Here is a 25,108-nt window from a genome sequence, read left to right as displayed (position 1 = left end):
CATGAAGCTGTTACGACCGGCCCTGCTGGCCACCGCCCTGGTCGTCTCGCTCACCGCCTGCGATTCGTCCACGACGCCCAGCGCCGACAAGACCGACGCCAAGGGCGGGCAGATCGCCGTCGACCTGCCCCGCGCCGACTCCGACTTCTGGAACTCCTACGCCAAGTACATCCCGCAGTACGCGAAGGACTCCGGCATCAACCTGATGACGCCGACGAACTCGCAGAACGACATCGCCAAGCTCGTCGCGAACACGCAGGCGCTCACCAGCCAGGGCGCGAAGGCGATCGTGATGGCGCCGCAGGACACCGGCGCGATCGCGACGACCCTCACCCAGCTGGAGCAGAAGAAGATCCCGGTCGTCACCGTCGACACCCGCCCCGACAAGGGCAACGTCTTCATGGTGGTCCGCGCCGACAACCGCGCCTACGGGCAGAAGGCCTGCGAGTTCCTCGGCACCAAGCTCGGTGGCAAGGGCAAGGTGATCGAGTTCCAGGGCTCGCTGTCCAGCGTCAACGGCCGGGACCGGTCGGAGGCGTTCGCGGAGTGCATGTCCAGCAAGTTCCCGGGCATCACCGTCTTCGCCGAGCCCACCGACTGGGAGGGCGCGAAGGCGTCCGCGGCGCTGCAGACGCGCCTCGCCCAGCACCCCGACATCAATGGCATCTACATGCAGGCCGGCGGCGTGTTCCTCGCCCCGACGCTGCAGCTGCTGCGCACCAAGAACCTGCTCGTGCCGCCGAGCGACCCGAAGCACATCTTCATCGTGTCCAACGACGGCATCCCGCAGGAGTTCGACGCGATCCGCAAGGGCGAGATCGACGCGACCGTGTCGCAGCCCGCCGACCTGTACGCGAAGTACGCCCTCTTCTACGCCAAGGCCGCGGTGGACGGCAAGACGTTCCAGCCCGGCAAGACCGACCACGACAGCACCATCGTCAAGGTCCGTGAGGGTCTGCTGGAGGACCAGCTGCCCGCCCCGCTCGTCACCAAGGACAACGTCGACGACTCGGCGTTGTGGGGCAACCAGATCGGCAAGTGATGACCGACGCGACCGGCGCCTCCACCGTCCCGGCGGTGGAGGCCGTCCACACGAGCAAGCGCTTCGGCGCCACCACAGCGCTGCACGACGTCTCGATGTCGATCGCGCCCGGCAGCACCCACGCGCTCGTGGGCCGCAACGGGGCCGGCAAGTCGACGCTCGTGTCGCTGCTCACCGGCCTGCAGAGCCCCGACGCGGGCGCGATCGCCTTCGACGGCAAGCCGGCCCCGCCGGTCGCGGACCGGTCCGCGTGGCGGCGCCGCGTCGCGTGCGTCTTCCAGCGCTCCACCATCATCCCCGACCTGTCGGTGGCCGAGAACCTGTTCCTCAACCGCCAGGGCGGCGACAACGGCAGCCTGGTCCGCTGGGGCGCGCTGCGGCGGAAGGCGGCGGAGCTGCTGCAGGAGTACGCCGTCGACGTCGACCCGGCCGCCCGCGCCGGCGACCTCGGCGTCGAGCAGCGGCAGCTCGTCGAGATCGCCCGCGCGCTGTCGCAGGGCGCCCGCTTCATCATCCTCGACGAGCCGACCGCCCGGCTCGACGCGACGGCGATCGACCGGCTCTTCGGCCGGCTGCGGGCACTGTCCGCGACCGGGGTGACCATGCTGTTCATCTCGCACCACCTGCAGGAGATCTACTCGGTCTGCGACACCGTGACCGTGCTGCGGGATGCGCGGCACGTACTGACGGCGCCGGTGGCCGACGTGGACCACGACGCACTGGTGGCCGCGATGACCGGTGAGGCGGTCGGTCTGACCGAGGTCGAGGCCCGCCCACCCGTCGGCGACGACACCCGTGTCGCGTTGGGCCTGAAGGACCTGACGCTGCACGGCTCGTACAGCGGCATCGACGTCGACGTGCGCGCCGGGGAGATCGTCGGCGTCACCGGCTCCGGCAGCAGCGGCAAGGTCGCGCTCGCCGAAACGGTCGGCGGGCTGCGGCGCCCCACCTCGGGGACCGTCAGCGTCGGCGACGCGCCGGTGCCGCCGGGGAGCGTGCCGGCCGCGCTCGCCGCCGGGATCGGGCTCGTGCCCCAGGACCGGCACCGCGAGGGGCTCATCCCGCTGCTGTCGATCGCGGAGAACGCGACGCTGCCGATCGCCGGGTCGTTCGGCCGGTTCGGCTACGTCGCACCCGGCCGGCTGCGGGACACCGCGCGGTCGTTCATCGACCGCTACGACATCCACGCGGAAGGCCCGTCGGCGCCGGTGAGCAGCCTGTCGGGCGGCAACGCCCAGAAGGTCGTGCTGGCCCGCGCCCTGAGCACCGCACCGTCGGTGCTCGTCCTCATCAACCCGACCGCGGGCGTCGACGTGCGCTCCAAGGAGTCCCTGCTCGGCGCCGTCCGGGCCGCCGCCGACACCGGCACGGCGGTGCTCATGGTCTCCGACGAGCTCGACGACCTGCGCCACTGCGACCGGGTGCTCGTCATGTTCCACGGCCGCGTCGTCGCGGCCCTGCCCGCCGGGTGGAGCGACACCGACGTGGTCGCCGCCGTCGAAGGAGTCAACCGATGACCACAGTCCCGGCCCGGCTGTCCGGGATCCGCCTGGCCAGGATGCGGGACCTCACCCTCGTCCCGGCCATCCTGCTCCTGCTCGTCGTCGGCGCGATCGTCGACCCCGTCTTCCTGTCCAGCGCCAACATCGTCAACGTCCTGCAGCAGCAGACCGAGCTGTCGCTGCTGGTCCTCGCCGAGACGATCATCCTCATCGGCGGCCGGTTCGACCTGTCCCTGGAGTCGACCGTCGGGCTCGCCCCCGCGCTCGGCGTCGCGCTGGTCATCCCGGCCGCCAGCAACGGCCTGGGCACGTCGTGGCCGTCGGCGCTCGCGGTGCCGATCATCCTGCTCGTCGGGCTCCTGGTCGGCGCGCTGAACGGGCTGCTGATCCTGCGGTTCGGCCTGTCGGCGTTCATCGTCACGCTCGGCATGCTCATCGTGCTGCGCGGCCTGCAGATCGGCATCACCGGCGGCCAGAACCTGTTCGAGCTGCCGCCGTCGGTGCTGTACCTGGGCAACGCGACGTGGCTCGGGCTGCCGCTGTCGATCTGGCTGTGCGGGCTGCTGTTCGCGATCGGCATCGCCGCGCTGGGCTGGTTCCGCCACGGCCGCGCCGTCTACGCGATCGGCGGCAACGTCGACGCGGCCCGCGCCGCCGGTATCCGCAGCGACCGGGTCATCTGGATCGTCTTCATGGTCGGCGGCACCCTCGCCGCGCTCGCCGGCCTGCTGATGACCGGCCGGCTCGGCTCCGTCGCCGCCGCCCAGGGCCAGGGCATGATCTTCACGGTCTTCGCCGCGGCGGTCATCGGCGGCGTCAGCATGGACGGCGGCAAGGGCACCCTGTTCGGCGCGCTGTGCGGCGTGCTCGTCCTCGGCCTCATCAACAACATCCTGACCCTCGCGGGCGTCTCCGCGCAGTGGATCCAGGCGGTGTACGGCCTGATCATCCTCGTCGCCCTGATCCTGGCCCGCGTGACGACAGGCAAGGCGCAGGACTCCTAGCGACACCTCTGGACCGGCGTGGTGGGCGGTGTCTTGGCGGTCACCGCCCACCACGCCTTTTGCGGAAACTTTCACGGTACTGCGGCCGTTTTCGCTGCTCAGGACCGCCGCAAACTTTCGAAATACCCGATCCCACAGCCCGCTCCCGCATTCGGCGACAGTTTGCGCTGACTGCATCGAAGGGAGCAGGCATGAACCATTCCAGACGCCTCCTGCTGGTCGGCGGGGCGTGCGTCGCGCTCGTCGCCGCCGGCGTGGTCGCGCTGACCACCGGCACCGCCAGCGCCGAGGCCGACCGGACCGTCACCGCCAACACCACCGGCACGCACAACGGCTACTTCTTCTCCTACTGGAAGGACACCGGCAACGTCACCATGCAGCTGGGCGCCGGCGGCTCGTACAGCGTCCAGTGGAGCAACATGAACAACACCGTCGTCGGCAAGGGCTGGAAACCCGGCTCCAGCCACACCGTGAACTACTCCGGCACGTTCAACGTGAACGGCAACGGCTACCTGGCGCTGTACGGGTGGACGCTCAACCCGCTCATCGAGTACTACGTGGTGGAGAACTTCGGCAGCTACAACCCGAGCACCGGCGCGCAGCGGCTCGGCTCGGTGACGACCGACGGCAGCACGTACGACATCTACCGCACGCAGCGCGTGAACCAGCCGTCCATCATCGGCACCGCGACGTTCTACCAGTACTGGAGCGTCCGGCAGCAGAAGCGGACCGGCGGCACGATCACCACCGCCAACCACTTCAACGCCTGGGCGGGTCTCGGGCTGAACCTCGGCACGCACGACTACCAGATCCTCGCCACCGAGGGCTACCAGAGCAGCGGCAGCTCCAGCATCACGGTCAGCGAGGGCCCCGGCCCCGGCCCGACCACCACGTCGCCGCGGCCTTCGCAGGGCACGTCGAGCCCGCCGCCGGGCGGCGGCACCGCCTCGTGCCAGGTGACGAACGCCGTCAACGCCTGGAACACCGGCCTGACGGACAACATCACCATCACCAACACCGGAACGGCACCGATCAACGGCTGGTCGCTGCGGTTCAACCTCGCCTCCGGCCAGACGATCACGTCGGGCTGGAGCGCGACGTACTCGCCGAGCACCGGCCAGGTCACCGCGACCAACGTCAGCTACAACGGCTCCCTCGCTCCGGGCGCCTCGACGACGATCGGCTTCCAGGCCAACCACACCGGCAACGCCGGCGCGCCGAGCGGGTTCACCCTCAACGGCGCCGCCTGCCGCTGAGGTTCCCCGGGCCGCGCCGGTTCCCGTTCCGGCGCGGCCCGCTGCATGCCTCGCACCTTCAGCGGGTTGCCGGCGGGTCGAGCAGTGCCGCGGCGACGGTGTCGACGTACCAGCGCTGGAAGCGCTCCGGCGGCCAGCCCCGCTGGCGGACGAGCCAGTCGTAGTTGCGCACGTCCATGGCGAGCCACAGCACGTCGGCCGCCGTGCCGGCGGTGTGCTCCGGCCGCAGCTGCCCGGTCGAGGCCAGCTCGGCGGCGAACATGCCCATGCCGGCGCGGCGGTCGTCGACGTTCTTGCGCCAGATCGCGGCCGCCTCCGCGTCGGCCGTCGCCGCGCCGGCGAGGGCGAGCATCACCTGCGCCGTCCGGGCGTGCGTCTCGGCAAGGTGCCGGGAGTAGCGCTCCAGCTTGGCCCGGGCGTCGCTCAGCGCCTCGATGTCGGCGACGAACTGCCGGTCGGGCAGCGCCACGGGCTCGTCGTCGCCCGCCACCGTCACGTCGACCAGCGCGGACAGCAGCGCCTGCTTGCTGCCGAACACCTTGTAGACCGTCTGGATCGCGACCCCCGCCTCGGCCGCGACGGCGGTCAGCGGCGTGGCCGCGTAACCCGGCTCGACGAACAGGACCGCGGCGGCCCGCAGGATCGCCCCGCGGGTCTGCTTCGCCTGCTCCTGTCGGTGAGCCGACTCGTAACGCCGCTTGACGGCCATCGGGTGAGTGTAGTCCTCTATTCGTTAGAGCTTCACTCTACCGAAGGAGTCGTCCGATGTCCGCATCCCCCGCGCAGGGCGCGCGGGTCATCTTCATCCCGCCGCCGGCGTACTACGCCGTAGGGCTGGCGGGCGGCATGGCGATCGACAGCGCCGTCGCGGCGCCGCTCGGCGCGCACCCCGCCGTCGGGATTGCCGTCGCCGTCCCGGGGCTGGCGCTGGCCGCGGCCGGCGTGGCCGCGGTCGTCCGCCACCGCACCACGATCGTGCCGCACCACCCGGTGTCCACGCTGGTCACCGGTGGCGCCTACCGGCTGTCCCGCAACCCTATGTACACCGGCCTGGCCGTCGTCTACCTCGGCCTGGCGCTGCTGTTCGGCTCCTGGTGGCCGCTCGTCCTGCTACCGCTCGTGCTGCTCGCCGTGCGCCTGCTGGTCATCCGGCCCGAGGAGCGGTACCTCACCGAACGCTTCGGCCAGACCTACACCGACTACCGGTCCCGCGTGAGGCGCTGGCTCTGACCACGGTCCCGGGCCTTCGCGAGCCCGGCGGTCAGGGCGCCTGGTGCAGGGCCACGAGCAGCTCCGACAGGGCGGCGGGGTCGCAGGCGCCCAGCGGGACGCGGCGGGCCGGCTGCAGGTGGTTCGACCAGACGTCGTCGACCCACAGTTCGGTGATGCGCTGCTCGGCCGGGTTGCCCATGCTATACCTGGTGAGGCCCGGCGAGATCTCGGCCACCAGGGCGAGACCGCCGGGCAGGGCGCGGGCCAGCTGCGTGTGCGGGCGCTGCGACAGCCCGTCGCCCTGCCAGCCGCCACGGTCCAGCAGCGCCACGATCCGGTCGGACGCCACCGGGCGGAAGCCCGCCAGGCTCGTCGCGGCGCGCTGCGCCTCGGTCAGCAGCACCACGGGCCGGCCCAGCTGCGGGAAGGCCGGCAGCAGCTCGTAGTCCGCGACGATCCGCGCCCAGCGCTTCAGGTCGCCGCCCAGGTCTGCGGGGTGCACGATGCCGAGCATGCCGTCGGTGCTCGCGGTCGCGTCGTCGATGTCGGCGAAGCTGCCGTCCTCCGCGACGCGCAGCGCCCGTGCCAGCCGCCCGGCGGCGTCGTACTCGCCCCACAGCAGCCGCCTCGCGAGCGGGCCGAGGATCGGGTGCGGCAGGAGCACCTCCCGCACGTCCCGGGCGGGGCGGAGGCGGCGGGCGAGCATGTCGCGCTGCAGCCGGGCGGTCTGTGCCACCGCGGTGGCCCGCAGGTCCTTCTTATACTGCAGGAACTGCTCATACGCCTCGGGGTTGGTGTCCCCGGCGCCCGGCTTGGGCGGTCGCGCCAGCCGCGTGCCGCTCTCGTCGAGCGCGAACGCCGTCAGGTGCTCGTCGGCGACCACCGTGAACGTGCGCGGCCCGTAGTCGAAGGTCACGCCCGTGTCGAGGCCATGGGTGATCGCCAGCCGGTCGGCCACCTGCGTCACGGACAGCCCACGTCGCGCGGCCGCCTGCGTGAGGTACGCGGTGGCGCGGTCGTTCGTCGGCCCGCCCGACATGTTCTCCTCGATCGCGAGCAGGTGCCGCAGCGCCACGTCGGTGCCCACGGTCGCCAGCACCGCCAGCCCGTCGATGGCGCGCGCGTAGCGGCTGCGCGGCGGCCACGACCGCACCAGCGGCGCGAGCACGTCCATCGTGGTGTCGTCGCCGACGTGGGCCTGCGCCAGCACCACCCAGGCGTCCGCCGCCTGCATGCCGTCGGCCAGCCAGGCGTCCAGCAGCGCCCGCCCGAAGGCGGCGAGGCTGCCGCGGTCACAGTCGGCGATGAGCTTCTCCGCTTCCGGTTCCGCGTGGTGTACGAACGGCTGCGGCGCCTCCGTCGACTCCACCGCCAGCGGCACGCCCCCGGTGTCCGGCGCCGGATCGCCCGGTGCGGGCTCGGGTGCCGCCTCGAGCCGTGACCAGGTCAGCGCCTCCACGAGCCGCCCGGTGTCCTCCTGCGGCATGGCTTCGCCGGTGACCAGCCGGATCTCCGGCAGCGTCCACGCCTTCGCCTTCGCCTTCCGGGCCAGCCGCACCCCGCCCTCGTCGCGCCGTGCCGCGAGAGCGCCCGTGCCCGCTGCACGCAGCGCTGCGAGCGCGGCCGCGCCGTGCCGTCCGGCGGCCTCGACCACGGTGGCTTCGTGGCCTCTCGCGACGAGGTGACGCAGCGCGTCCTCGGCCTGCTGCCGGGGCCTGCCCGGGCGGCCGACCGCTGCCGGCACCAGCGCCGACGCCGCCAACTCGGCGTGCCGCTCCAGCCACAGCCGCGCCCACAGCCGCGCCGAGCCGAGATGCCGCAGCCACCCGGCGACCAGCGAGGCCATCTCAGGCCCCCGGAACGGCAGCACCAGGAAGCCGAGCCGGTCGGCGCCCGAACTCACGTCGCGCAGCACCAGCGGCCACGCGTCCAGCTCGAACCGCGCGACCGCGACCCGGTCCACGTCCATCTGCTGCCGGTGGTGCAGCAGCACCAGCGACTTGCCCAGCAGCGCCCGCGCGGACGACTCGGGCCCGCGCACCAGCAGCCACGACTGCTGCTCCGGGGTCAGGTCCGACAGGCGGTCGGCGCCCGCCACCGCCGCCGCCCAGTCGTCCTGCTCCCGCCCGTGCTCCAGCGCCGCCGCCCGCGCCCACCAGCGCTCCCGCTCCCCGTCCTCCCACGCCATGACGGTCGGCTCCGCACAGACCAGCCCTTCGACCACCACCGGCTTGCCCGCCGCCATCACGCCTCCCATGTACGCCCGCCGCACGACCGTACTCCCCGGCCCGGCGGAACTTTTTCCGCGGAGCTGTCGAGCCGGCGCCGTCCGGTCCGACCTCTGTGCAGGAACCGGCACCGGGCCGGTCGGACCAGCACCGGAGGTCATCATGTCCGCGACCATCACCACCACCCGCACCTCGACGACCGGCTCGCTCGTCGGCACCGGGCTCGTCGCCATCGCGCTGGCCAGTGCTGCCACGGCCGTCGTCGCCGCGGCGGGGAACGCGGCCGGGATCAGCCTGGACGTCGGCGGCGCGCCGATCCCCGTGTCCGGGTTCGCGATGCTGACGGCGTTCTTCTCGCTGATCGGGCTGGCGCTCGCGATCGTCCTGTCCTACAAGGCCCGGCGGCCGCGGCTCACGTTCGTGCGCACCACCGTGGCGCTCACCGTGCTGTCGCTCGTGCCGGACGTGACCGCCGACGCCGCCACCGCGACGAAGGCGCTGCTGATGCTGACCCACCTCGTCGCCGCCGCGATCGTGGTGCCGGCGATCGCCCGCCGTCTGAGCGCCTGAGCGCTACGGCTCGGCGGGGAGTGCGCCGGTGCCAGCTCCACCCCGGCGCACCCCGCCGGCGGCAGGTTCGATCATGGCGTAGTGCCACCGGTCTATCATCGGGGCATGACGGGGGAAGCGCTCGCGTCGCTGGGGACGGACGCCGATCACCGGGACGTGGAGCGGGCGCTGCTCGCGGACGGGTGGGCCTGGTGCGGCACGGGTGACTGGGCGGTCGCGCTCCGCTCGCCGGACGGCGAGGTCGTCGCGCGGATCAGCCCGTTCGACCCGACGGGACCGTACGCCGCGGCGCTGTACCGGGAGGCGGCCCACACCCGGCAGGTCCCGGCGCTGTTCGCGCATCGTCGCCTCGCCGGCGGCGGCGACCTGCAGGTGCTCGAATGGCTGCGGCCCGTCGGCGGGGACGAGGCCGCCGCCTTCCATCGCGCCGTCGCCGCCCGTACACCTGACGTCGCCGCGCTCGTCGACGTCGTGCGCCAGGTCCACGACCGGGCGTGCGCGGCCCTGCCGTGGTGCGGGCCGCTGGACACCAACCCGGCCAACGTCATGCGCGCCGCCGACGGGCGGCTCGTCCTGGTCGACCCGTACTACGCCGACGGCCCGAACCTGTACGCGACCGCGGCCAACGACCCGGACCGGGTCGCCGCCCTCATCCCGGAGTCCGAGCGGCGCTTCATGACCGAGATCCCCCTGGCGGGCTCCGGCCCCTGGCTCCCCGAGGACCGGGAGGCGATGCGCGCCGCCCTCGCCGCCGCCGACGCCCGCACCTGACCGACCGCGGATCTACCCTTGCCGGCGGACCATCTCGGCGATCCAGACCGGCGCGAACGGGGACGTGCAGTTGGGTGGGGTCGGGTAGTCCTTGAGGACCTGCAGCCGCTCGCCGATCGCGACGGCACGGGCGCGGTGGTCGGGGTGCTCGATGCCGATCTGGGCGAGGCAGTGGTTCATCGCCCACTGCAGCCGGTCCGGGGCGTCCTTCATGTGCGCCTCGATCGTGTCGAGCAGCGCGGCGAGGTCGAGGCCGGCGGGCCGCTTCGCGACCCGGTCGGTGGTCAGCGCCCAGCCGCCGCTCGCGACGACCGGGTCTCCGTCCGCCAGCCAGGCCACCCGCAGCGTCTCGACGGCCGGGTGCTTCTTCACCACGTAACCGACGAGCCAGTCGTGCACCTTGGGTGCCCGGGCGTCGCGCAGCATCGCGTCGAGCTCGTCGCCGGTGAACGCCTTCGGCCGGCAGATCAGCAGCGCCAGCAGGCGGGCCGCCGTGTCGCCGGTGCCCCAGAGCCCGACGGCGAGGTCCTGCTGCGTCTTCAGCCGCTTGGCGATCGCCCGCAGCTTGCCGAGGTTCACGCCGTGGTCGTCGCCGTGCTTCTCGTTCACGGCGCGCGCCTTCGGGTCCTCGAGCGCCGCCAGCTCGGCCAGCACCTCGGCGACCGTCGTGTCAGCCATCGCGGCGACCGCCAAACCCGGGTGCCGGCTTCACGCGGCTCAGCCACGCCGCGGCCTCTTCGGCCGGGACCGCGGCGTCCACCCTGAGCAGCGGCGTCATCAGCGGGTAGGCGCGGCCGGTGTCCCAGCTGCGCGAGTACGGCTCGGCGTCGAGCACGACCACCCGGACCCCGTCGAGGTGCGGGATGTCGGCGGGCGTGCCCTCGTTCCAGATCCACCCGCCGTGGGCGTCGGCGAGGTTCCAGTTGCCGCGCAGGCCGCCGGCGGGCTGCAGGTCCTCGCCGGTGCCGGCGGCGGCCGCCTCCACCGCCGTCGGCGGGCGGCCCGGGAGCAGACCCTCGGCGGGGTCGCCGATCAGGGCCGCGGCGAGCAGGGTGTGCAGCTGGAAGTTGTCGCCGATCCCGCCGATGGTCACGCGGAACCCACGGCCCGTGCCGGCGAATCCCCGGTCGAGGACCAGCAGCTGCTCGCCGTCGAGCACCCGCAGGAGGCCGCCCAGCCAGGACGGTGCGCCGTGCGTCTCGGCGACGCCCTCGACCGCCGCCGTGAGCCGGTCCCGCTGCGGGAGCGCCGCCCGTACGTCGGCGCGCTGACTCAGGTACAACACGGGCTGCACCAGATCGTCGGCGCAGAACCACGCCTGGACCAGCGCCGCGGCCTCGTCCTCGGCGAGGCCGTGCCCGGCGCCCGGACCGGTGAACCGCTCCAGCGTCGCGTCGATCTCGTCGTGCGCGCCGGGCGACGGCGGCTCCCCGAACGCGGCCCGGTGCAGCTCGGCGAAGCGCGCGGCCGCCTCCATCGCCGCCGCGGCCCGGTCGACGAGCGCCGGCACGACCACGCCGGGGTCGGTGCCGAGGCCCGCCATGGCGCCGACCAGCGGCGCCAGGTCGCCGCCGATGAAGAACGGCAGGCGGCCGAGGTACGGCGCGATGCGCGCCAGCGCGGCCTGCACCTCGTCGGGGGTGGCGCCGGGCACGGCACCCGCGATGCCCGGCATTGCGGCGTTGAAGCCGTCGAGGTCCTGCCCGTTCAGGGCCGCGAGCAGCGCGTCGACCTGACCGGCGAGCGGCGCCTTCGGTGCGTCCATGCCAGCGATCGTAGCGACCGCCGCCGTGGCCTGAGCGTTCTACGCTGCCGCAATGAGCAGCCGGCTCGCGCAGTCCCTGACCTTCGGCCGGCGACCCTGCCTTCTCCGGCGAGCCGCGACCGATCATGATGATCACATGCGGACCAACCAGCGGGCACAGGAGGCACGTGCATGACCGCGCCGACGACGTTGCTGCTGGAGGGGCTGCGCCGGGCCGGGCTGCGGGACGTCGACGCCGTGGAGCCGGCCGGCGGCGGGCTCGCGGCGCTCGCGGGCATCGCGAGCCGCCGGGAAGGGCCGCCGTTGTTCGTGAAGGCCTTCGCCGACGCGCCGGGCGACGACGTGTTCGAAACCGAGGCCGAAGGGCTGGCCGCGCTGCGGGAGCTCGGCGGCCTGGCGACGCCCGACGTGGTCCTGGCGGGCCGGGAGCTGCTCGTGCTGTCGGTGCTGGCACCGCGGCCGGGCGGCGAGGCGTTCTGGGAGCAGTTCGCGCACGCGCTCGCCGGGCTGCACACGGGCACGACCCAGGCCCGCTTCGGCTGGCACCGCGACAACTGGCTGGGCCGCCGGCGGCAGCGCAACGCCTGGGACGACGACGGTTTCGCGTTCTTCGCGCAGCACCGGCTGCTGCGGTGGCTCGGGGAGCCGCGGGTCGACGCGGCGCTCGGACCCGCGGACCGGGCGGCGCTGGAGCGGCTCTGCGACCGGCTGCCGGAGCTGCTGCCGGACCGGCCCGCCTGCCTGACGCACGGCGACATGTGGGCGCAGAACGTCATGGCCACCCCCGACGGGCGGCCCGCCGTGATCGACCCGGCCGTCTCGTACACGTGGGCCGAGGTCGACCTCGCCCACGTCTGGTCCACCGCTCCCCCGCCGGAGGCGCGCCGGTTCTTCGAGGTGTATGCGGAGCTGACCGCGCTCGACGCCGGCTGGCCGGACCGGATGCCGATCATCCAGCTGCGGCAGCACCTCGCCGTGCTGGCCCAGTTCGACGACGACTGGGGCGCGGCCGACCACATCCGTGCCACCCTGGCCCCGTTCCGGACACGCACCTGACGACGGGCGCCGATTTGCGCATCGGTTGATCATCGGAGCAACCTTTGGGCGGCCGCGGTCGTCATGTTCGCCGCGTCGCTGTCGTCCGGAAGGGGTGTTTGTTGTGGTGTCGTCGGTGGTGGAGGGGCGTTCATTGAAGCAGGCGGGGCTCACCGGGCTGTACCTCGGCGTGTTCGCGACGGTCTGGTTCAGCGTGCCGAAGTCCGACGGGTTGCTCCGGACGCTGCTGGTGATCGGGAGTGTGGCGGGTCTGGCCACGGCGGTCTGCGGCATGGCTTTGCTCGGCCGGGCCAGGCGGGAGCCGGCGGTGGAGCGGGACCGGGCCGCGGACCGGCGGTATCTGCTGATCGTGGTCGCCGAGTTCGCCGCGGCCGGGCTCGGGGCGTGGCTGCTGGCCGTCGCCGGGCAGCGGGAGTACATCCCGGTGCTGGTGTCGGCGGTGGTCGGGGCGCACTTCTTCCCGCTGGTGCCGGTGCTTCGCGACCCGCGCCTGCGGGTGCTCGGCGCGGCCGTCTGCGCCGTCGCGGCCGCCGCGCTGGTCACCGGGTTCGCCACCGCGGTCGAGGCCGGGCTGGTCGCGGGCGCCGGGACCGGGCTGGCGCTGCTCGGCTACGCGGTGTCGACCCTCGCCGGCGCGCTCCGTCGCGGCTGAGAGCACGACTGCACACCGAACCGCCCAGCCGGGCGCTGAACGGTGTGATCCGGGCGGCCGGAGCGCCGATAGTGAGCGTCATGCATGCCCGGGTACGGTGTGGCCATGAGCGACGCGGTGGTGGCTGACGGTGTTGTGGTGCAGGTGGTCGAGGTCGGCGGCGGGCGGGAGATCTCGTGGGGCGACAACGCCGTCGAGCGGCTGCGGGACCGGCTCGGCGACGTGCAGTCGGCGGTCGTCGCCGGGGTGCGGGCGGTCGCCGCGAACGTCACGCCTGACCTGTCCGGCTGGGAGGTCGCGGAGCTGCAGGCGAAGTTCGGCGTGACGCTCACCGCCGAGGCCGGTGTCGTCGTGTCGCGGGCCACGACCGGTGCGACGTTCGAGGTGACCGTCACGCTGCGGCGCAAGCCCCCGGCGGAGCAGACGGACGCGGCCGGCGGCCAGACCGGATGATCGACGGGCGCATCGTCGCCGGTGGCAGGGATCTGGGCAGCGGGTTCGTCCTGACGGACCGGATCGTCGCCACGGCGGCGCATGTGGTGCGGGACCGGCTCGCCGGGGACCTCGAGTTCGTCACGGCGGCAGGTGTACGGCTCCCGGTCGAGGCGGTCCAGGCGGAGCCGACGCTCGACGTCGCGACGCTGCGGGTCGCGGAGTCGCTGGCGATCGTGCCCGCGCTGACGCACGCCGTGCTGCGCGCCGACTGGCGGGTGACGGCCCGGCCGAGGGGCCACGACGCGCAGCTCACGGGCACCGTGACCGCCACCGACCACCTCATCGTCAACCAGGGCGGCGACGAGATGACCGTGCTGCAGCTGCACGTGGCGGAGGCGCTGCACGACTACCGCGGGTACTCCGGCAGCGCGGTGACCGTCGACGGGGCGGTCGTCGGCGTGCTGGTCGAGCAGGTGCGGGAGCGGGTCGAGGGCGGGCGGGCCGCGAACGTGCTGTACGCGGTGCCCGTCGCGCACATCGTGCGCAGGTTCCGGCTCGGCGTGGCGGTCGGCCGGTCGGACCGGGCGCTGCCCGTACACCAGCTGCTGGACACGGCGTACTTCGACCTCGACCTGATCAAGACCGAGATCCTCGAGGCGATGGCCGCGGCCGGCGGGCGGTTCCTCGCGTTCGGCGTCGACGCCGGCGAGCAGGCCGTGGTGGAGAACCTGTGCGCGTGGCTGCGGCAGTACGTCGGCGAGATCGCCCGGCAGCACTGGCTGGACCTGAGCGCCGAGCTGCACTCCGTCGACACCGCGGTGCGGGCGGTCACGCGGTACACGGGCGTGCTGCGGGCGCGCAACGTGATCTGTCCGGTGTCGGTGCGGGGCACACCGGCCGCCGACGTCGCCGAGCTCACCCGGCGGGTGCGGGAGGCGTACGGGCAGCCGAAACGCTGGTGCATGCTGTTCCTGCTCGGCGTGCCCGACGGCGGGTTCCCGGACGGGGTGACCGCGTTGCCCCGGCCGCGGTTCGCGCACCGCGACGTCGAGCGGTGGGCGGCCCACGTGACCGTGTACAAACGCTGGCCGCGGCCCCTGGCGGCGGCGTGGACGAGCGACATCGTCGCCCGGATCGGCGAGGACCTCGACGTGCGGTACACGTACGAGGAGCTCGCCGAGTGCATCGACCGCGTCCGGTTCCAGCCGGACGAGCTGCGCGGCTACCTCGAAGACCTCGAAGACCAGGAGGCCTGATGCTCACCCGCCACAGCGTCGACACGTCGCTGCGCTTCGACCGGCTCGCGGAGCTGCCGGACCGGCGTGACATCGAGGCCGCCGGCTCGTCCGGTCCCCAGCCGCGGTTCGAGTCGCGGCAGCGGGAGCCGTACCGCGCCTCCGCCGAGCTGGAAGAGGCGGTGAACGTCGCGATCGCGCTCGGCCGGCCGCTGCTGCTGCAGGGCGACCCGGGTGCGGGCAAGACCCGTCTCGCGCACGCCGTCTCGTTTGCCCTGTCGCTGCCGCTGGAAGAGGCGTACATCAAGTCGACCAGCCGCGGGCAGGACCTGCTGTACGTGTACGACGCGGTGCGCCGCCTGTACGACACCCAACTCGGCCGTGGCGTCGGCCGCCGCCTCGGTCGTTCGGCTCCGGACGAGCGTGACTACGTGCGGCTCGGGCCGCTCGGCCGGGCGATCGTGCGCGCCGGGCACGGCCGCCGGTCGATGGTGCTCATCGACGAGATCGACAAGGCCGACATCGACTTCCCCAACGACCTGCTGCGCGAGCTGGACCAGCTGGCGTTCGACGTGCCCGAGGCGCACGGCGAGCGGCACGCGGTGCCCGCCGACCGGCCCGACCTGCGGCCCGTCATCGTCGTCACCAACAACGAGGAGAAGGCGCTGCCGGCCGCGTTCCTGCGCCGGTGCGTGTTCCACCACGTGCGGTTCCCCGACGCCGCCGCCGAGCTCGACGCGATCCTGACCCTGCACGGCATCGGCGACGTCCAGCTGCGCGCGGAGGCGATCGACACGCTGCTGCGGCTGCGGGCCCTGGACCTGGCCAAGAAGCCCGGCCTCAGCGAGCTGCTCGACTGGGTCAGCTACCTGCAGGCCGTCGGCGAGCGCCCCGGTCACGGCCGGCTGCCCTTCGCCGGCGCCCTCGTCAAGCAGCAGTCGGATGCGCTGCGGCTGGAGCGCTGAGCCGTGCCGCCGTTCGTCCACGCGCTCATCGACCAGCTGCGCCGGCGGGGCCTGCCGCTCGGCGTCGACGACTGCGACGCGCTGCGCCGCGCCCTCGCCGCCGGGTTCGGCTGGACGTCCGGCGCCGCGCTGACGGAGCTGTGCGTGACGCTGTGGGCGAAGACCGCGGCGGAGGCGGACATGGTGCGGGCGGCGTTCGCCCGGATCGACGCTCCACAGTGGATCCTCACGGCTCCCGCACCGGTTGCCACGGTGGATCCCGCACCTTTACCACCGCCGTCCATTGTGGATGCGCCGGCGGCGCAGCCGGCCTCCCCGGAGCCCGCGCCGCCGCCTGTCGCCGCGCCGAACCGGGACCTTCCCGCGGCTCCTCCCGGCACCGGACGGATCGACACGACGCTGGTGCTGACCCCGCAGTACCCGCTGACCGAACGCGAGATCGTCCAGGTGTGGCGCGGGCTGCGCCGCCCGACCCGGCACGGCCCACCCGTCGAGCTCGACGTCGACGAGACCCTGCGCCGCTCGGCGCGCCTCGGCGTGCCCGTGCCCCCGGTCCTGGTGCCGGCCCGCCGCAACACGACCCGGCTGCTGCTGCTCGTGGACCGGCAGGGCTCGATGGCCCCGTTCCACCGGTACGTCGAGCACGTCGAGCAGGCGGTCCGGCGCGCCGGCCGGCTCAGCGCGCTCACCGTCGTCTACTTCCACAACACGGCCGGCGCGGCGGATCCCGCACTGCTGTCCGCCGTGCCGGACCCGTTCGACCCGGCGCTCGACGCGGTCCTGCCGTCCGTCGAGCCGCTGCTGGACGGCACCGTGTACGGCGATCCCGCGCTGACCTCGCCGCTCCCCCTGCGCGAGGTGCTCGACACGGTCGCCGCGACCACCGGCGCCGCCGTCATCAGCGACGCCGGCGCGGCCCGCGGCACGCTCAGCCCCGCCCGGCTGCTCGACACGGTCGCGCTCGGCAAGGCGCTGCGGTCCGCCGCGGGCGCCCTCACCTGGCTGAACCCGGTCCCGGCGGCCCGCTGGCGGCGCAGCACCGCCGAGCAGGTCGCCCGGCACGTGCCGATGTTCCCGCTGACCCGCGCCGGCATGTACCAGGCGGTCGACGTGCTGCGCGGCCGCCCGTTCCCCGTGCCGAGGCCGCTGTGACCGCCGGCTCGTGGGTGCGCTCCTCCCCCGTCGCGGCCGGCCTCGCCGCGGCCCGGGCCCGCCTGCCCGCGGGCGCGCTGGAGCTGGCCTGCCACGCGGCGGTCCCGGTCGCCGTCGACGCGGGCCTGCTGCACCTGCTTCGCATCAACTTCTTCCTCGACCCGCCGGCCGTCCTGCCGTTCGAGGCCGAGGCCGCCCTGCTGCTGTCGCCCGTGTTCCGCGAGGTCGGCGAGGACCTGTACGAGATCGACCCCACCCTGCGCGACGCGCTGCTCGCCTCCCTCGTGGCCCGCTTCGGCCCCGAACGACCGGCGCGCGTCGCGGTGCTGCTGGAGCAGTACACCGACCAGCACCCGACCTGGCACACCCAGCCCGAACTCGAACACGCCCAGCGCCTCACCGCCCTGAACCTGGTCGACCCCGCCCGCGCCGCCGACTGGCTCGCCGCGAACCGCACCTCCGCCGGCGGCCCCGCCCTGACCCGCGAGTGGTTCGTCGCCATGACCGGCCGCCTCCGCCCGCGGACGTCGCTGGACGACCGGCTCGCCAAGGCCCTCACCGCCGCGGACGCACCGTCGCTCGAGCTGCGACTGTCGGCCGTCGCCGAACTTGGCGAGCTGGCGCTCCTGCCCGGCACCGACGTGCGGGCCATCGCCCTGCAGCTGGAGCGGACCACCCGCAGCGACCCGGACCTACGCCCGCTCGCCGGCGACGTCCTCGAGACGTTGAAGCGGCTCGTCCCGCCCCCGCCCCGCCGTCCACTCGTCGAAGAGTCCGCCGACGGCCTCCAGGCCGTACCGTTCCCCACCCTGTACGGCATCGACCCGCTGACCTTCGACCCCGCCGCGACATGGACCACGCCCGGCAACCTGACCGTCCCGATCGGCACCGACCCGGACGGCCGCCCGGTGCTGCTCGACCTACGCGAACCTGGCCACGGCGGCACGGGCCCGCACGGCCTCGTCGTCGGCGCGGTCGGCTCCGGCAAGTCCGAGCTGCTCCGCACCCTGATCATCGGCCTCGCCGTCACCAACAGCCCGGCCGAGCTCAACATCCTCCCCGTCGACTTCCGCGGCGGCGCCACCTTCGCCGGCCTCGAGACGCTCCCCCACCTCGCCGGCCTGGCCCTCGACCTGGGCGACGACCTGTCCCTCGTCGACCGGTTCAAGGACGTCGTGCAAGGCGAGGTGGTGCGCCGTCAGGAGCCGTTCACCGAACGCCGCCCGCACCTGCTCGTCGTCGTCGACGAGTTCGACGCCATGCTCACCACGGACCCGTCGCTCATCGAGACGTTCGGGACGATCTGCCGGCACGGCCGCGCTCTCGGCATCCACCTCCTGCTGGCCGGCCAGCGCGTCCAGCGGGGCTGGCTGCGCGGTCTCGAGGCCGACCTGTCCCTCCGGATCGCCCTGCGCACCGGCTCCGCGTCCGAGTCCCAGGACGCCATCGGCACCCCTGACGCGTCCGCACTCCCGTACGGTCCGGGCCACGGCTACCTACGCACGCGCGACGACGCCCCGCACCGCTTCCGCGCCGCGTACGTCTCCGGCCCGTACCCGCCGCCGCCCCCGACCTGGGACGACGTCTTCGACCCGTACCGGCGCCCACGCGCGGACACGCTGCTCGACCTCCTCGTGCGCGCAATGGCCGGCCAGGGCGGCCCGGTGCACCAGGTGTGGCTCCCGCCGCTGCCGAAGGAGCTGGCCCTCGGCGCACTACCGGCCGACGGCGTCGTCATCGGCGAGGTCGACATCCCCCGCGAACACCGCCGCCGACCGTTCACGATCGACCTGTCGGGCGCCTCCGGCCACCTCGCCATCATCGGCGGGCGCCGTTCGGGAAAGACGACGGCCCTTCTGACGGTGGTCACCGCCCTGAGCCGGACGATGCGCCCGTACAGCGTCTACTGCATCGGCGGGGGGCTCGGATCCCTGATCGACCTGCCCGTCGTCATCGACGTCTTCGAACCGTGGGACGACCTGGTGGCCACGACGATCGCGTCGCTGCGGCGCCACCCGTCGCCCTACACAGTGCTGGTCGTCGACGGCTGGAACAGCGTCCGTGACCGGTATCCGGACCTCGGGGAGCTGCTGCGTGGTCGCCAGACGGTGATCGTGGCCGCCGACGAGCGCTGGAACCGGTTCGACGAGGCCGACCTCGCAGAGTTCGGCACGATGATCGAACTCCGCCTCGACGAACCGGAGACCTCCGAGATCTCCGCCCACGACGCCCGGCAGCTCTGGCGCGACGAACCCGGCCGCGCCCTGACCGGCGACGGGCGGCGACGCCTGCAGATCGCCCTGCCCATCAGCGAGCTCGGCGGCTCACACGAGGCCTTCGTCCGCGAACTCGCCGCCGACCGCCGCGCGGAGCCGCTCCGACGGGTCCGGCTCGGCACCTTCGAGTCGGACGGTGCCGAGTTCGCCGTCGACTTCGCCGCCGACCCGCACCTCCTCGTCTTTGGTGGCCTCCCCGAGGACCGGCTGAGGGTGCGTCAGGCGATCGAGCGATCCGTCTCCGGCGAGATCGTCAGCCCCGATCAAGCGGAACGCCTCGCCGAAGAGCTGCGGCAATCGACCGGCACCAGGAGAGCCGGCCCCGACCTGTGGATGCTCGCCGACCTGTGGGTGCTCGCCGACGGCGATCGGGCGAGGCTGAGCGCACTGAGCAGCTGGCTCGTGCACGGCCGTGACCTGCGGCTGCACCTGATCGTGTTCGCCCGGTCATCCGCCGACAACCCCGTGGTATCGGAGCTGAGCTCCCTCGCGGTTCCGGTGGTCGTCCTGCCCGCCGACCCCACCCGACGCGCCACCGGCGAGCTGCTGGCCGCAGGTCACCGTCACCCGGCGCGGAAGTTCGCCCTCGATCCGCCCATCCCCACCGCAGACGAACCGGCCGCCCTGTTCGGCTTCGACCCGCTGACGTTCGACCCCGAACAAGCCTGGTCCGTGCCCGGCAACATGACCGTGCCGGTCGGCACCGATCCGGACGGCAACCCTGTTCTGCTCGACCTGCGCGACCCGGGCGAAGGCGGCACCGGCCCCCACGGCGTCCTCTTGGACGCCACGGGCTCCGATCGGACCGGGCTCCTGCGAACCATCGTCCTCGGCCTCGCACTCACCAACAGTCCGGCGGACCTGAACATCCTCGTGGTCGACCTCGACGAGGGCAGCGGGTTCGCCGGGCTCGAGTCGCTTCCGCACCTCGCCGGGCTCGTCCTCGGCACGGGCAGTGCGCCGTCGCTCATCGAACGGTTCGAGGAGGTCGTCGCCGGCGAGATCGACCGCCGGCGACAACCGGCCGCCGGGCGCCTCCCGCGCCTCCTCATCGTCGTCGACAAACCCAGCAGGTTGGACGCCACGCGGCCCTCGATCCTGGACACGCTCATCGACGTCTGTCGCATCGGGCCGTCGGTAGGCATCCACCTCCTCGTGAACATGCCGACCGTGCGCGCACGTCTGCTGGGAGGGCTGAGCGACTACCTGACGTTTCGACTGATGGCCGGGGACCTCGAAACATCCGATCCGTCCGCGGCGCTCGAGGAGGGCTACCTGTGGAGCGCAACGGATGACAGTCGCCGCACGTTCCAGGTCAGGCTGCTGCCCGATCTCCTCGCCGCTCGGCTCGCCGGGCTCGGGGGGCCCGTGCACCAGATCTGGCTGCCCCCGCTGCCCGAGGTCGTCGCGCTCGGTGACCTGCCGGCCGACGGCGTCACGATCGGCCTGGTCGACCTGCCGCGGGAGCACCGCCAGGCACCGCTGACACTCGACCTGTCCGGACACGTCGCGATCGTCGGCGAACGTGGCAGCGGCACCACGACCGCCTTGCAGACCGTGGTGCTCGCCCTGGCCCGCCGGGGCGAGCCCTGTCACGTGTACTGCCTCGGCGGCGGCCTCAACACCATTGCCGGCCTGCCGTTCGTCGGCGGCGTCTTCCACCGCGACGACGACCCGGGACTGCGCCGGCTGGTGGCCTTCCTCAAGCGCCGCCCGGCCGGCGAAGGCCCGCCGGTCGTGGTGGTCGTCGATAACTGGCGCAGGGTCATGCGTCACTGTCCGGAGATCCGCGACCTGCTCTTCCTCGGCGATCACGTCCGCCTCGTGACGACCTGCCCGGAGTGGGTCGGATACCGATCGGACCTCGCCAGCATGGACACCCTGGTCGAGCTGTCATTGGAGGACCCCACGACGTCACGGTTCTCCGTGGACGACGCCCGCCGGATCCAGCTGAGCCGCCCGGGCCACGGCCAGACCGACGGTCGTGGGCGGGTCCAGCTGGCGGCACCGACTCGAGAGGTCGGCGGCAACCACCATGCCTATATCGGCGAGCTGGCAGACGCCTGGTCCGGCGGGTGGGCGCCGCGTGTCGAGCCGGATCTGCGGTTGCGCATCGGCGTGTATGAGGACGACGGCAGTGAAGCAGTGCTCGATTTCGCCCAGGATCCCCATCTGATCATCGAAGGAACTGGCGCCGTCGTCGAGCAGTTTCTGGCCGTGATCGCCGACTGGGCCGACGGCTACATGTTCCGCGGAGGCGCTGCCGACGTGCTGGACCTTCGCGACATACTCCGCAGCCGCCAACCGAGCCGGACCGTTTCGGCTCAGGACCTGCTGATGCGGACCTGGTGGACCGGAGCGGAGATGTGGGTCGTCACCAGCGAGGTCGGTCCCGATGCGGTCGGGCCGATGGAACCGGTGTTGCCGTTCCTGCCTCAAGCCCATGATCTCGGCTTCCACCTCGTGCTGGCCAGGGATTCGACGCAGGATGAGCCGTCCCTTGCCGCTCGGGAGCTGTCAGACCTCAACACGCCTGCCGTCGTCTTCACCGACGCCGCGATGACGCTCGATGGGCGGCCGGTCAGGCTCGACGTTCAGCGTTCGTGAACGACCTGGCCGTCGATGAAGACGAGGTCGGCGGCGGTGTCGTAGAGCTTGGCGTCGGGTTCGAAGGGGTCGCGGTCCAGGACGACCAGGTCGGCGGCCTTGCCGGGCTCGATGGAGCCCGTCAGGTCGTCGGTGCCGTTCACGTAGGCCGAGCCGAGGGTGTACGCGGTCAGGGCCTGGTCCAGGGTCAGCGCCTCGCGCGGGAGCATCGGGACCTGGGAGGTCGGCCAGTCGGCCTCGGCGGAGACCGGGGGTTCGGTGCGGTGGACGGCGACGTGGATGGCCCACCACGGGTTCGGGGTCGTCACGGGCCAGTCGCTGCCGGCGGCGAGGCGGCCGCCGGCGCGGGCGATCGAGCCGAACGGGTACTGCCAGCCGGAGCGTTCGGGGCCGAAGAACGGGACGCAGAGGGTGTCGTTCTGCTCGTGGTGGGTGGCCCAGAGGGCCTGGATGTTGGCGGTGACGTCGAGGGCGGCGAACCGGGGCACGTCGGCGGGGTGGACGACCTGCAGGTGGGCGAGGTGATGGCGGGCCCGCGAGGGGCCCACGGCGGCGACGGCGTCCAGGCACTCGCGGACCGCGCGGTCGCCGATCGCGTGGAAGTGGACGCCGAAGCCGGCGGCGGACAGCAGGGAGACGTACCGGGCGAGGTGGGCGGGGTCGACGTTGGAGTGGCCGCAGTGGGCGCCCTGACCGACGTACGGGTCGATCATCGCGGCGGTGAAGTTCTCCGCGACACCGTCCTGCATGATCTTCACGGCGGTGGCGCGGAAGCGGCCGTGCGCGGCGGCGGCGCGGCGGGACTCGAAGAAGGCGATCTGCGATTCGTCGCCCGCGCGGTCCCACCACAGCGCACCGGTGACGCGGGCGCGCAGTACACCGGCGGCATCCGCGGACAGGTAGGTGTCGAACTGGTCGCGAGCGCCGGCATACGCACCGACGATCGCGTCCTGCCAGCCGGTGACGCCGAGGCTGAACAGGTACCGCTGAGCCTCGGCGAGCGCGCGGTCGTAGTCCTCGGCGGTGTCGGCCGGCAGCAGGCCGGTGACCAGGTCCATGGCGCCCTCGTGCAGCACCCCGGTCGGCTCGCCGGCGGCGTCCCGCTCGATCCGGCCGTCCGGAGGGTCCGCCGTGACGCGGGAGATGCCCGCCAGCGCCAGCGCGCGGCTGTTGACCCATGCCGAGTGGTGGTCGCGGTTGGGCAGGAAGACGGGCCGGTCGGGGGCGACGGCGTCCAGGTCGTCGCGGTGCGGCAGGCCGCCGGGGAACGCGGCCATCGACCAGCCGCCGCCGGTGATCCAGCCGGAACCGGGGTACGCGGCGACGGCGGCCAGGTACTCGGCCTTCGTGTGCCACGGCGTGAGGTCGCAGCGCAGCCGCTCCAGGGCCCCGGAGACGGGGTGGATGTGGGCGTCCTGCAGGCCGGGCACGAGCGCGCGTCCGTCCAGGTCGATGACGTCGAAGGCACCGCCGGCCAGTTCGGGCAGCACCGTGGCGCGGGGACCGACGGCGACGATCCGGCCGTCCCGGACGGCGACCGCGTCCGCGGCGGGCGAGCCGAAGATCCGGCCGCCGATGAACAACAGCGCACTCATGCAGGGCAGCATGACGGCAACGGTGGGGGTACGCAAAGGGTCCGCCCCGTTGACCGGCATGCCCGTCGATGTGATGGTGCCATCACCACATCGACGGTCGGCGAAGTGTTCGCGGTATCCCCGCGGGCGCCCGCTGCGTTTCCCCCCAACCCGAAGGGACCACCCACCCATGCGCACAAGACGGGTCATCGCGATCGGCGCGGCAATGCTCGCCGTCGCCGCGAGCGTCGTCGCCGGGCCGGCACCCGCCCAGGCGGTCCAGGTCACCGGTCTGACGGCGACGATCGCCCTGAACAACTGCTCCGGTGCTCTGGTCCGGTACCCCACGTCGGTCGACAGCGACCGGGCGATGCTGCTCACCAACGGGCACTGCTACGAGGGCGGCTTCATCAACGCCGGGGTCGTGCTGCAGAACCGGACCAGCTCGCGCACCGGCACGCTGCTGGGCAACACCGGCAACTCGCTGGGCACCGTGCGCGCCGACAAGCTGATCTACGCGACGATGACGAACACGGACGTCGCGCTGTACCAGCTGACCCAGACGTTCGCGCAGATCAAGACCAGCTTCAACACCACCGCCCTGACGATCGCCGGCACCCACCCGGCCGACGGCGCGGCGATGACGATCCCGTCCAGCTACTGGAAACAGGTCTGGACCTGCACCATCAACGGCTTCGTGCCGACGCTGCGCGAGGACCAGTGGACCTGGCACGACTCGATCCGTTACAACACGGGCTGCCAGACCACGCACGGCACGTCCGGCTCGCCGATCGTGTCGTCCGCGAACAACACCGTCATCGGCATCAACAACACCGGTAACGACGACGGCGCCCGCTGCACGCTGAACAACCCGTGCGAGGTCGACGCGAACGGCAACGTCACGGTCGTGCAGGGCCAGAGCTACGGTGAGCAGACCTACTGGTTCACCACCTGCCTCAACTCGTCGCGGGCCATCGACCTGACGATCGCCGGCTGCCTGCTCACCAAGCCCGCCGGCACCGGCAACACGGTCACCGTCACCAACCCGGGCGCGCAGACCGCGACGGTCGGCACGGCGAAGTCGCTGCAGATCTCGGCCTCGTCGTCCGGTTCGGGCCAGACGCTGACCTACTCGGCGACCGGCCTGCCCGCGGGTCTCACCATCAACTCCAGCACCGGCCTCATCTCCGGCACCCCGACGACCGCCCAGACCACCACGTCGACGGTCACGGCGACGGACACCACGGGCGCGAGCGGCACGGCGTCGTTCGGCTGGACGGTCACCGGTGGCGGCGGCGGCACGTGCAGCGGCCAGAAGCTGCTCAACCCCGGCTTCGAGTCCGGCGCCACCTCGTGGACCGGCACGACCGGCGCCATCGGCCAGTGGGCGTCGCAGGGCCAGCCCGCCCGCACCGGCACGTTCTCGGCGTGGCTGCTCGGCTACGGCTCCACCCACACCGAGTCCATCTCCCAGTCGGTCACCATCCCCGCCGGCTGCTCCGCGACCCTGACCTTCTACGTCCACATCGACACCGCCGAGACCACCACGACGACGGCGTACGACAAGCTCACCGTCACCGCGGGCTCCACCACCCTCGGCACGCTCTCCAACCTGAACAAGGCCACCGGGTACCAGGCCAAGACCTACAGCCTGAACGCCTTCGCCGGCCAGACCGTCACCCTGAAGTTCAACGGCACCGAGGACTCGTCGCTGCAGACGTCCTTCGTCCTGGACGACCTGGCCGTCACGGTCAGCTGACCCGCGGGGGCCCGCACCCGGAGTAAACCGGGTGCGGGCCTCATGCC

At 73.0% G+C, this 25,108-nt stretch carries 20 protein-coding genes; 15 read left to right on the top strand and 5 right to left on the bottom strand.

The window, feature by feature from the left end; all coding sequences use genetic code 11:
- The first annotated feature begins 1 nt into the window (after position 1).
- The 4 genes from ABD332_RS37040 to ABD332_RS37025 all read left to right on the top strand — a co-directional run bounded on the left by ABD332_RS37040 (position 2) and on the right by ABD332_RS37025 (position 4,804).
- Positions 2-1,042 (top strand): sugar ABC transporter substrate-binding protein, encoded by a 1,041-nt coding sequence (locus ABD332_RS37040; RefSeq protein ID WP_344507612.1) that lies wholly within the window; start codon positions 2-4, stop codon positions 1,040-1,042.
- A complete protein-coding gene (locus tag ABD332_RS37035) occupies positions 1,042-2,559 on the top strand; it encodes a sugar ABC transporter ATP-binding protein (protein WP_344507610.1) in 1,518 nt (505 codons plus the stop codon). Before ABD332_RS37040 ends, ABD332_RS37035 begins: the two co-directional genes overlap by 1 nt.
- Positions 2,556-3,548, top strand: a complete 993-nt coding sequence (locus ABD332_RS37030; RefSeq protein WP_344507608.1) for an ABC transporter permease — start codon at positions 2,556-2,558, stop codon at positions 3,546-3,548. Before ABD332_RS37035 ends, ABD332_RS37030 begins: the two co-directional genes overlap by 4 nt.
- 191 nt (positions 3,549-3,739) lie before the next feature.
- Positions 3,740-4,804 carry a glycoside hydrolase family 11 protein gene (locus tag ABD332_RS37025; protein ID WP_344507606.1) on the top strand — a complete coding sequence of 355 codons (1,065 nt, stop codon included), beginning with the start codon at positions 3,740-3,742 and terminating at the stop codon, positions 4,802-4,804.
- 58 nt (positions 4,805-4,862) lie between these two features.
- On the opposite strand, the gene ABD332_RS37020 is transcribed toward ABD332_RS37025, so the two are convergent.
- On the bottom strand, positions 4,863-5,513 hold the full coding sequence (locus ABD332_RS37020; protein ID WP_344507604.1) for a TetR/AcrR family transcriptional regulator: 651 nt from the start codon (positions 5,511-5,513) through the stop codon (positions 4,863-4,865).
- A gap of 56 nt (positions 5,514-5,569) precedes the next feature.
- Between ABD332_RS37020 and ABD332_RS37015 the strand changes: the two genes are divergently transcribed.
- A complete protein-coding gene (locus tag ABD332_RS37015; RefSeq protein WP_344507602.1) occupies positions 5,570-6,034 on the top strand; it encodes a methyltransferase family protein in 465 nt (154 codons plus the stop codon).
- Between the two features lie 31 nt (positions 6,035-6,065).
- Here the strand turns inward: ABD332_RS37015 and ABD332_RS37010 are convergent, their stop codons facing one another.
- On the bottom strand, positions 6,066-8,288 hold the full coding sequence (locus ABD332_RS37010) for a DUF4132 domain-containing protein (RefSeq protein ID WP_344507600.1): 2,223 nt from the start codon (positions 8,286-8,288) through the stop codon (positions 6,066-6,068).
- Positions 8,289-8,406: 118 nt separating this feature from the next.
- Here ABD332_RS37010 and ABD332_RS37005 point away from each other — a divergent pair, with 118 nt between their 5' ends.
- Together ABD332_RS37005 and ABD332_RS37000 are read left to right on the top strand one after the other, a co-directional pair.
- Positions 8,407-8,814 (top strand): DUF6069 family protein, encoded by a 408-nt coding sequence (locus ABD332_RS37005; RefSeq protein ID WP_344507599.1) that lies wholly within the window; start codon positions 8,407-8,409, stop codon positions 8,812-8,814.
- A 105-nt stretch (positions 8,815-8,919) separates the two neighbouring features.
- Positions 8,920-9,585 (top strand): hypothetical protein, encoded by a 666-nt coding sequence (locus ABD332_RS37000; RefSeq protein WP_344507598.1) that lies wholly within the window; start codon positions 8,920-8,922, stop codon positions 9,583-9,585.
- 12 nt (positions 9,586-9,597) lie between these two features.
- On the opposite strand, the gene ABD332_RS36995 is transcribed toward ABD332_RS37000, so the two are convergent.
- Together ABD332_RS36995 and ABD332_RS36990 are read right to left on the bottom strand one after the other, a co-directional pair.
- A complete protein-coding gene (locus ABD332_RS36995; RefSeq protein WP_344507596.1) occupies positions 9,598-10,263 on the bottom strand; it encodes a DNA alkylation repair protein in 666 nt (221 codons plus the stop codon).
- Positions 10,256-11,350 (bottom strand): hypothetical protein, encoded by a 1,095-nt coding sequence (locus tag ABD332_RS36990; RefSeq protein WP_344507594.1) that lies wholly within the window; start codon positions 11,348-11,350, stop codon positions 10,256-10,258. Before ABD332_RS36990 ends, ABD332_RS36995 begins: the two co-directional genes overlap by 8 nt.
- Positions 11,351-11,521: 171 nt before the next feature.
- On the opposite strand from ABD332_RS36990, the gene ABD332_RS36985 reads away from it, so the two are divergent.
- The 7 genes from ABD332_RS36985 to ABD332_RS36955 all read left to right on the top strand — a co-directional run bounded on the left by ABD332_RS36985 (position 11,522) and on the right by ABD332_RS36955 (position 21,728).
- A complete protein-coding gene (locus ABD332_RS36985) occupies positions 11,522-12,406 on the top strand; it encodes a fructosamine kinase family protein (protein ID WP_344507593.1) in 885 nt (294 codons plus the stop codon).
- A 115-nt stretch (positions 12,407-12,521) separates the two neighbouring features.
- Positions 12,522-13,058: a hypothetical protein gene (locus ABD332_RS36980; protein WP_344507592.1), complete on the top strand. Its 537-nt coding sequence runs from the start codon at positions 12,522-12,524 to the stop codon at positions 13,056-13,058.
- Positions 13,059-13,163: 105 nt separating this feature from the next.
- A complete protein-coding gene (locus tag ABD332_RS36975; RefSeq protein WP_344507591.1) occupies positions 13,164-13,511 on the top strand; it encodes a CU044_2847 family protein in 348 nt (115 codons plus the stop codon).
- A complete protein-coding gene (locus ABD332_RS36970) occupies positions 13,508-14,749 on the top strand; it encodes a S1 family peptidase (protein WP_344507590.1) in 1,242 nt (413 codons plus the stop codon). Before ABD332_RS36975 ends, ABD332_RS36970 begins: the two co-directional genes overlap by 4 nt.
- Positions 14,749-15,693 (top strand): AAA family ATPase, encoded by a 945-nt coding sequence (locus tag ABD332_RS36965; RefSeq protein ID WP_344507589.1) that lies wholly within the window; start codon positions 14,749-14,751, stop codon positions 15,691-15,693. Before ABD332_RS36970 ends, ABD332_RS36965 begins: the two co-directional genes overlap by 1 nt.
- Positions 15,694-15,696: 3 nt before the next feature.
- The gene (locus ABD332_RS36960) at positions 15,697-16,845 is read left to right on the top strand and encodes a VWA domain-containing protein (RefSeq protein ID WP_344507588.1); all 1,149 of its coding nucleotides are present in this window, start codon (positions 15,697-15,699) and stop codon (positions 16,843-16,845) included.
- Positions 16,842-21,728 carry an FtsK/SpoIIIE domain-containing protein gene (locus tag ABD332_RS36955; protein WP_344507587.1) on the top strand — a complete coding sequence of 1,629 codons (4,887 nt, stop codon included), beginning with the start codon at positions 16,842-16,844 and terminating at the stop codon, positions 21,726-21,728. Before ABD332_RS36960 ends, ABD332_RS36955 begins: the two co-directional genes overlap by 4 nt.
- On the opposite strand, the gene ABD332_RS36950 is transcribed toward ABD332_RS36955, so the two are convergent.
- The gene (locus ABD332_RS36950) at positions 21,716-23,323 is read right to left on the bottom strand and encodes an amidohydrolase (protein WP_344507586.1); all 1,608 of its coding nucleotides are present in this window, start codon (positions 23,321-23,323) and stop codon (positions 21,716-21,718) included. The genes ABD332_RS36955 and ABD332_RS36950 overlap by 13 nt on opposite strands.
- A 169-nt stretch (positions 23,324-23,492) precedes the next feature.
- Between ABD332_RS36950 and ABD332_RS36945 the strand changes: the two genes are divergently transcribed.
- The gene (locus ABD332_RS36945) at positions 23,493-25,061 is read left to right on the top strand and encodes a putative Ig domain-containing protein (protein ID WP_344507585.1); all 1,569 of its coding nucleotides are present in this window, start codon (positions 23,493-23,495) and stop codon (positions 25,059-25,061) included.
- Positions 25,062-25,108: the final 47 nt, after the last annotated feature.

It is taken from the genome of Dactylosporangium maewongense (genome assembly GCF_039531485.1).
Taxonomy (GTDB): domain Bacteria; phylum Actinomycetota; class Actinomycetes; order Mycobacteriales; family Micromonosporaceae; genus Dactylosporangium; species Dactylosporangium maewongense.
This window is presented reverse-complemented; position numbering and strand designations above follow the sequence as displayed.

What these genes read in the sequence shown, in the direction of transcription:
- ABD332_RS37040 (WP_344507612.1), top strand. Translation starts at nt 2, where the DNA reads ATGAAGCTGTTACGACCGGCCCTGCTGGCCACCGCCCTGGTCGTCTCG.
- ABD332_RS37035 (WP_344507610.1), top strand. Translation starts at nt 1,042, where the DNA reads ATGACCGACGCGACCGGCGCCTCCACCGTCCCGGCGGTGGAGGCCGTC.
- ABD332_RS37030 (WP_344507608.1), top strand. Translation starts at nt 2,556, where the DNA reads ATGACCACAGTCCCGGCCCGGCTGTCCGGGATCCGCCTGGCCAGGATG.
- ABD332_RS37025 (WP_344507606.1), top strand. Translation starts at nt 3,740, where the DNA reads ATGAACCATTCCAGACGCCTCCTGCTGGTCGGCGGGGCGTGCGTCGCG.
- ABD332_RS37020 (WP_344507604.1), bottom strand. Translation starts at nt 5,513, where the DNA reads ATGGCCGTCAAGCGGCGTTACGAGTCGGCTCACCGACAGGAGCAGGCG.
- ABD332_RS37015 (WP_344507602.1), top strand. Translation starts at nt 5,570, where the DNA reads ATGTCCGCATCCCCCGCGCAGGGCGCGCGGGTCATCTTCATCCCGCCG.
- ABD332_RS37005 (WP_344507599.1), top strand. Translation starts at nt 8,407, where the DNA reads ATGTCCGCGACCATCACCACCACCCGCACCTCGACGACCGGCTCGCTC.
- ABD332_RS37000 (WP_344507598.1), top strand. Translation starts at nt 8,920, where the DNA reads ATGACGGGGGAAGCGCTCGCGTCGCTGGGGACGGACGCCGATCACCGG.
- ABD332_RS36995 (WP_344507596.1), bottom strand. Translation starts at nt 10,263, where the DNA reads ATGGCTGACACGACGGTCGCCGAGGTGCTGGCCGAGCTGGCGGCGCTC.
- ABD332_RS36990 (WP_344507594.1), bottom strand. Translation starts at nt 11,350, where the DNA reads ATGGACGCACCGAAGGCGCCGCTCGCCGGTCAGGTCGACGCGCTGCTC.
- ABD332_RS36985 (WP_344507593.1), top strand. Translation starts at nt 11,522, where the DNA reads ATGACCGCGCCGACGACGTTGCTGCTGGAGGGGCTGCGCCGGGCCGGG.
- ABD332_RS36975 (WP_344507591.1), top strand. Translation starts at nt 13,164, where the DNA reads ATGAGCGACGCGGTGGTGGCTGACGGTGTTGTGGTGCAGGTGGTCGAG.
- ABD332_RS36970 (WP_344507590.1), top strand. Translation starts at nt 13,508, where the DNA reads ATGATCGACGGGCGCATCGTCGCCGGTGGCAGGGATCTGGGCAGCGGG.
- ABD332_RS36965 (WP_344507589.1), top strand. Translation starts at nt 14,749, where the DNA reads ATGCTCACCCGCCACAGCGTCGACACGTCGCTGCGCTTCGACCGGCTC.
- ABD332_RS36950 (WP_344507586.1), bottom strand. Translation starts at nt 23,323, where the DNA reads ATGAGTGCGCTGTTGTTCATCGGCGGCCGGATCTTCGGCTCGCCCGCC.
- ABD332_RS36945 (WP_344507585.1), top strand. Translation starts at nt 23,493, where the DNA reads ATGCGCACAAGACGGGTCATCGCGATCGGCGCGGCAATGCTCGCCGTC.